Genomic DNA, 6580 nt, shown 5'->3' with positions numbered 1-6580 from the left:
TTCTTGGGGTTGGATACTGCTGGTGGCCTGGGGCGGAATCGAACCACCGACACGCGGATTTTCAATCCGCTGCTCTACCAACTGAGCTACCGGGCCACGAAGAAGCGAGAGTATAGCAAGGAGATTTACATCGCTCAAGCACTTTTTGTTCGTTGTTTTTCATTCGTCCTTCTTGGCCTGCTGTCCGGCCGCTGAACGTCGCGATACCCGCCGTCGTTCAGCTTCAGCTTTCGCCTTTGTTCTTGCTCAGATCGACGCCGAGCTGCTTGAGCTTGCGATACAAGTGCGTGCGCTCGAGGCCCGTCTTTTCCGCCACGCGCGTCATGCTGCCGTTCTCGCGCGCCAAGTGATACTCGAAGTACGCGCGCTCGAACGCATCGCGCGCGTCGCGCAGCGGAATATCGAACGAAATCGACGCCGCCTGCATCGTAGCGGGGCTCGCCGCCACCGCATCGGCCGCCAGCATCGGTAACGCGACAGCCGCCGCTACCGTCGCCGCATTGGCCGGCATGGCCGACTTGACCGCCGCCGTTCCGGCCACCGTGGCTGCCGCGCTGCCGCGGGCCAGCCCCTGCTCCACGGCCTTCAGCAGCTTTTGCAGCGCGATCGGCTTTTCCAGGAAATTGAGCGCGCCGATTTTCGTCGCCTCGACAGCCGTGTCGATCGTCGCGTGCCCCGACATCATGATGACGGGCATCGTCAACAGCCCTTGCGCCGCCCACTCCTTGAGCAGCGTCACACCGTCCGTGTCGGGCATCCAGATATCGAGCAGTACGAGATCGGGTGCCTGACGCAGGCGGAAGTCCCGCGCAAGCTGCGCGTTCTCCGCCACCTCCACGGCATGTCCCTCGTCGCTCAGGATTTCCGAGAGCAACTCCCGGATGCCCATTTCGTCGTCTACCACCAGGATGGTTGCCATTTATGCTGCCCTTGTCTGCGCTATTGCTTTTGTCGTTCCCGGCTCGGCGCCGCCGGCCGCGTCGTCTGCCAATTGCAGGAACAGAATCGAAATCTGCGCGCCTTCGATGGCCTCACCCGCTTTCACGCGATTTCGAATATCGATACGTGCGCCGTGTTCATCGACGATCTTCTTGACCATGGCGAGCCCGAGCCCCGTTCCTCTGGCTTTCGTCGTCACATACGGTTCGAACGCGCGCGTGAGGATACGGGCGGGAAAGCCCGGGCCGTTATCGGAGACAGTCAGGCGAACCGCGACGCGCACTTTGCCGAGCGCGTCCGGGTCGCCATATTCTACTGTCTTGGTTTCGATGACGACACGCGGGCTTGCGATTTCCGCGACCGCATCCTGCGCGTTTTGCAGCAGATTGTGGATAACCTGGCGCAATTGTGTCGCATCGCCGCGGATCACGGGCAACGCCGACAGCTCAGCCGTGATCGCGCTCTTGCCCTCTTCGACGCCATACAAGCTCAGGACTTCCGTCACGAGCTCGTTCAACTGCAGATTCGCGAGGACGGCCGGCGGCGTGCGCGCGTAATCGCGGAAGTCGTCCACCATCTGCTTCATGGCCGCCACTTGATTGACGATCGTCGTCGCGCCGCGCTTAAGCACATCGGCATCGTTCGGCGAAAGCTTATCGGCCAGCTTCATCTGCAACCGCTCGGCCGAGAGTTGAATCGGCGTGAGCGGATTCTTGATCTCATGCGCGAGCCGCCGCGCCACCTCACCCCACGCCGCCGAACGCTGTGCGGAAATGACGTCCGAGATATCGTCGAATACGACAACGTAACCCGCGGTGCCCGCCGCTTCGCCGCCTTCCGCGGGTGTCGCCGCCACGAGCCGCGTTCCGCGCACGAGCAAGGTGATCGGTTCGGCCTCGCCCGCCACCGATACCGCGACTTGCTGCTGCCAATGGCCGCCGTCGTCGATGCTGCCCTCGCTGGCGGCCTCTCGATCGGCGAACGCCTTGCGCACCAGCGCCGCGAACTCCGCGAGCACGCCGATATGTTCGAGCGACGCACCCAGCATGGACTGGAAAGGCTGCCGGAAGATGCGTTCGGCGCCGCGATTGGCCGTGGTCAAGCGAAATTGCCGATCGAGCACGAAGACGCCGGCCGTGAGATTGGCCAGGATACTCTCGAGATAAGCCTTCGAATGCTCCAACGCCACGCGGTTGCGCTCCACGGCGGCGCGCGCCTCCGACAACTGGCGCGTCATCGCGTTGAACGACTGCGTCAGGAAGCCGAGTTCGTCGCGTGATTTGATCTCGCGCTTGGGCGTGTAGTCGCCCTCGGCCACTTCCTTCGTGCCCTTGGCCAGCAGGAACAACGGCCGCGCAAGCTGATTGCCGAGCGCGAGCGCGAGCATCATCGCAATGAACGTCGCCAGGAACAGCGCCAGCGTCAGCGTGCCGATGTACATCTTGCGCAAGCCCGTGCGTCCCAGCGCCTTTTCCTGATACTCGCGATAGGCGCGCTGAACGGCATCGGCATTGCGCGCGAGCGTGGGTGAAACGGGCTGCGTCAACTCCAGAAAGCGCTCCGCGGGCTGCAGCAGCGACGCGCTTGCATCGGGCACGAGCACCACGACACGCAACCGCAGCGCGCCTTTCGCTCCCTTCGCATGCGGATCGCCGTCGACTTCGCCTTCGATCGAGGCATAGCCGCGGCCGCGCGCCTGATCGAGCATGATCGGCGTCGGCAGATCGTCGGGCATCAGCGAAGCGAAATTACCGGACGTCTGCGCGATCACGTGCAGGTCGGGCGACGCGCCCGACACGCTGCGCACCGATTCGACGAGCATCGCTTCCTGCACGCCAAACTGATCGCGCATGCGCAGCAGCGTGAGCGTCGTATTGTTGGGCGGCGTGCTCGCCAATTGCTCGGCCATCACGCGCGCCTTCGTCTGCAAATCGGACAGCGAGGCATCGAGCATGGCGCGCCCGAGGTTCAAACCCGACGTGAGCGCGGTTTCGACGTTGACGTCGAACCATGATTCGATGCTGCGCGAAACGAACTGGTACGACACCACGTAGATGAGCGCACCCGGCAACACGCCGACCAGCGCAAAGAACACCGCCAGCTTCGCCAGCAGCCGCGTGCCGAACTTACCCTTGCGCAGCCGCGCGAGAATCAGCGTCACGAGCGCGATGACGATCAGCAGGAAGACGAGCGCCACCGCGATATTGGCTGCGTAGAGCCACGAGTAGTAGCGATCGAAAAATTCGGTATTGGCACTGGCCGCGGCAAGCAGCACGAGCAGCAGCAATGCCATCACGGCGACCGCTGAGACGATGACGCGAACGAGGATGCTGCGCACGTCCGCTTTTCGACGCACGCTATTTAGCACGTTCGGCCACCGTGAAGGTAAAGCGCTTCCAATCGGAAACGAGCGTCCAGTCTCGATTGTTGACGGCATCGACCTGGAACGGCTTGGGCATCAACGCCGTATCGAGCTGCATGCGCACCGAAGCGGTATACGTCTCTCCCGGCTGCACTTGATTGCGATCGATGACATGCCAGGATGTCACGTGCTTGATGACGGCCAGCGCTTCGTTCAGCGACGAAAAACCCTGCTGCAGACCGCCGCTCGATACACGGTATTCGCGCGTCAGCGGTTGGAACGACAGACGAAGGGTCTGGGTGACCGAGACGGGCTGCTCGTCGAACCAATACCAGCGCGGGCGCGTGAGCTCGAACTCGGTCGTGAAATAAAGCGGAATGCCTTTGTTGACCGCGTCTTCGAGGCTGCTGTTCAGTTCGAAGTCGAAGCGGGCATCGAGGTTCCAGCCGCCCGAGCCGTCGGCCTGCAACGAAGCCCGTTGCACCGCGATCGTATCGGCGCGCGCCGGCCCCGCCGCGATTAAACAAACGGTTAGCCCAATCCAGAGCAAGGCCACGAGCCGAAGCCGAAAAAAGCGTTTGCTGATCGTCACCGTTTCTGAAAGCGCGCGTAGAAAAAACCGTCGTGGTCAAGGTCGGCACCGGAGCGTTCCGGCCTGGCGGTGTGCGTTCCCGTCGATAAAGGAGCCGAGCATGCGGCTGCGGCGCCGGCAACCGTCGGCAACAGTTGCGCTGGCGCGTCCAATCGTACCGCATCTTCGTGTGCGCGTTCAAACCAACGCGCCTGCTCCTCCCCTTCCTCCGGGAAGATCGAGCAGGTCACATAGAGCAGTTCGCCGCCCGGCGCCAGCAGCGGCCACAGTGCATCCAAAATGCGGCGCTGCTCGGCGGCGAGTGCGGCAATATCGGTGGCGCGGCGCAGCCAGCGCACATCGGGATGGCGCCGCACGATGCCCGATGCCGAGCAAGGCACATCCGCGAGAATGCGGTCGAACGGCTGCCCGTCGTACCAGGCCGAGGGTTCGCCTGCATCGCCTACCGTCACCGTCGCCTTCAACCCAAGGCGCGAAAGGTTTTCTTCGATGCGCGTAGCCCGCGCGGCGTCCGATTCGAGCGCGACGAGCGCGACATCGGCCAGTTCCAGGACATGCCCCGTCTTGCCGCCCGGCGCCGCGCAGGCATCGAGGACGCGCATACCGTCACGCACGCCGAGCCACTCGGCCGCCATCTGAGCCCCGGCATCTTGCACCGATACGACGCCGTGCGCGAAGCCGGGGAGTCGATCGACGGGCAGCGGTGCCGCGAGCCTCACCGCATGCGAACCGATCGCGGTCGCCGCTATGCCGTTTGTGTCGAGCAGTTGTAGATAGTCGGCGACGCGGGTCCGGCGCGCATTGACGCGCAACGTGAGGGGCCCCGGTTCATTGCCGGCGGCGAGCACACGCTGCCACGCATCGGGCCATGCACGCCGCACCGCGTCGATCCACCAGACCGGGTAGTTCCATGCCGCGACGGGATCGGCTTGCGACTTGTCGAGCCATGCTTCGCGTTCACGCACAAACGTGCGCAGAACGGCATTCACGAGGCCCTTCGCGAAGGCACACTCGCGGCGCGCGCCGATCGCATTCACCGCTTGATCGACCACGGTGAAGGGCGTATACGCGGCCGTTTGTGCGTCGTCGGCAAGCAATGCGAGCGCACAAGCCAGGACATCGCGCACATGGGCCGGCGGCGCCTTGCGGATAAGTTGAGCGATCAGCCAGTCGGCGGTGCCCAGCCGCCGCAGCGCGCGATAGGCAATGTCCTGAATCGCACCGCGAGCGAGCGCCGCAGCCGGTGCAGATGCTTGCACACGGGCGAGCGCGGCCGGCAGTGCCATCCCGGCACGGACCGCGCCGACGGCGAACGCCGCGCAGTCGAGCGCGAAGCCGAGCGAATCGGGCGCGAGATGTAGCGTGGCGAATGGCGCCGCGCCCGTTTTGGGCGCCTTGCGACGGATGAGGGCGGATCGAGTCATCGAGAAAGCGAAGGACGCGCGACGGGTGGCCGCTATGAGCGAAATCGCGCGAAATAAACGCGACATTGTAACGCGCCGCCGTCCCGCATCCCGTGTGTGTGCCCGTTCGCATCGCCACGGGCGACCATCACGCGCGACCGGAGACGCAGCAAAGGCGGAAACGGGCCCCTTGGGGCCCGTCTATCGGATGCGCATCGCGCGCCGCTGGGCAGCAACGTCAGTCGTAGCGGCCCGTACGCGCCATCTCCATTAGACGCGCGATGCGTTCCTCGGTGGCCGGGTGGGTGGAGAAGAGATTCGCCATGCCGCTGCCCGACAGCGGATTGAGGATCATCATTTGGGCTGTGGTGGGATGTGCCTCGGCCGCGGCGAACGGAATGCCGGCGGCGAAGCGATGAATTTTATCGAGCGCCGAAGCCAACGCCTGCGGATCACCCGAAATCTGCGCGCCGGCCCGATCGGCCTCGAACTCGCGTGCACGCGAGATGGCCATCTGGATCATCGCGGCGGCAATCGGCGCCAGCAAGGCGACGGCGATGCCCGCGATCGGGTTGGCCGGCCGGCCTTCCTCGTCGCGCCCGCCAAAAAACATCGCGAAATTGGCGAGCGCCGAAATCGCCCCGGCCATCGTCGCGGAAATCGTCGAGATCAAAATGTCCCGATGCTTGACGTGCGACAGTTCGTGCGCCATGACGCCGCGCATCTCGCGCTCAGACAAGATGCGCAAGATGCCGGTGGTCGCCGCAACGGCCGCGTGTTCGGGATTGCGCCCCGTCGCGAACGCGTTGGGCGAATCTTCGTTGATGAGGTACACGCGCGGCATCGGCAAGCTTGCGCGCGTCGCAAGCTCGCGCACCATGCGATAGAACTGCGGCGCGCTCGTCTCGTCCACCTCCTGCGCGTTGTACATGCGCAGGACCATCTTGTCCGAGAACCAGTACGAGAAGAAGTTCATCGCCAACGCGATCACGAGCGCGAACGCCATCCCGCGCGAACCGCCGATCATTCCGCCGATCGCGACGAACAGGGCCGTGATCGCGGCCATCAGCATCGCGGTTTTGACCCAATTGAACATGTGTCACTCCTTTTTCGTTTGCGCCCCGACGACGAACCCGAGCTGGGCCTCCGTGGGCACGCGCTCAATTGTAAGCGATTCGTCAGGAAACGGCTGATGCCCTCGCATGCAACCGAAAATCCGATCAGCGGTGCGCAGTGGCGAGCTTGAGTCCGAGCCCGACGAAGGCGCTGCCGACCACGCGGTCG

Annotated in this window: 5 protein-coding genes and 1 tRNA gene; all 6 read right to left on the bottom strand. The window is 64.2% G+C overall.

Annotation, left to right across the window (positions count from 1 at the left end; all coding sequences use genetic code 11):
* Positions 1 to 20 precede the first annotated feature (20 nt).
* A tRNA-Phe gene (locus ACTHL0_RS24170) sits at positions 21 to 96 on the bottom strand.
* Positions 97 to 223: 127 nt separating this feature from the next.
* Positions 224 to 919: a response regulator transcription factor EsaR gene (gene esaR / locus ACTHL0_RS24165; RefSeq protein ID WP_440569570.1), complete on the bottom strand. Its 696-nt coding sequence runs from the start codon at positions 917 to 919 to the stop codon at positions 224 to 226.
* Complete coding sequence (locus tag ACTHL0_RS24160; protein WP_440569568.1) at positions 920 to 3307, bottom strand: ATP-binding protein; 2388 nt, start codon at positions 3305 to 3307, stop codon at positions 920 to 922.
* Positions 3297 to 3893: a DUF4390 domain-containing protein gene (locus ACTHL0_RS24155; RefSeq protein WP_440569566.1), complete on the bottom strand. Its 597-nt coding sequence runs from the start codon at positions 3891 to 3893 to the stop codon at positions 3297 to 3299. Before ACTHL0_RS24155 ends, ACTHL0_RS24160 begins: the two co-directional genes overlap by 11 nt.
* Positions 3890 to 5317: a 16S rRNA (cytosine(967)-C(5))-methyltransferase RsmB gene (gene rsmB / locus ACTHL0_RS24150; RefSeq protein ID WP_440569564.1), complete on the bottom strand. Its 1428-nt coding sequence runs from the start codon at positions 5315 to 5317 to the stop codon at positions 3890 to 3892. The genes ACTHL0_RS24155 and rsmB overlap by 4 nt, the downstream gene beginning before the upstream one ends.
* 217 nt (positions 5318 to 5534) lie before the next feature.
* Positions 5535 to 6392: a zinc metalloprotease HtpX gene (gene htpX / locus ACTHL0_RS24145; protein ID WP_440569562.1), complete on the bottom strand. Its 858-nt coding sequence runs from the start codon at positions 6390 to 6392 to the stop codon at positions 5535 to 5537.
* Positions 6393 to 6580: the final 188 nt, after the last annotated feature.

It is taken from the genome of Trinickia sp. (genome assembly GCF_051961175.1).
Taxonomy (GTDB): Bacteria; Pseudomonadota; Gammaproteobacteria; order Burkholderiales; family Burkholderiaceae; genus Trinickia.
The sequence above is the reverse complement of the archived record's forward strand: the minus strand, read 5'-3'. Positions and strand labels throughout refer to the sequence as shown.

Excerpts from the sequence above, each read along its gene's own strand:
- esaR (WP_440569570.1), bottom strand. The coding sequence starts at position 919 with ATGGCAACCATCCTGGTGGTAGACGACGAAATGGGCATCCGGGAGTTG.
- rsmB (WP_440569564.1), bottom strand. The coding sequence starts at position 5,317 with ATGACTCGATCCGCCCTCATCCGTCGCAAGGCGCCCAAAACGGGCGCG.
- htpX (WP_440569562.1), bottom strand. The coding sequence starts at position 6,392 with ATGTTCAATTGGGTCAAAACCGCGATGCTGATGGCCGCGATCACGGCC.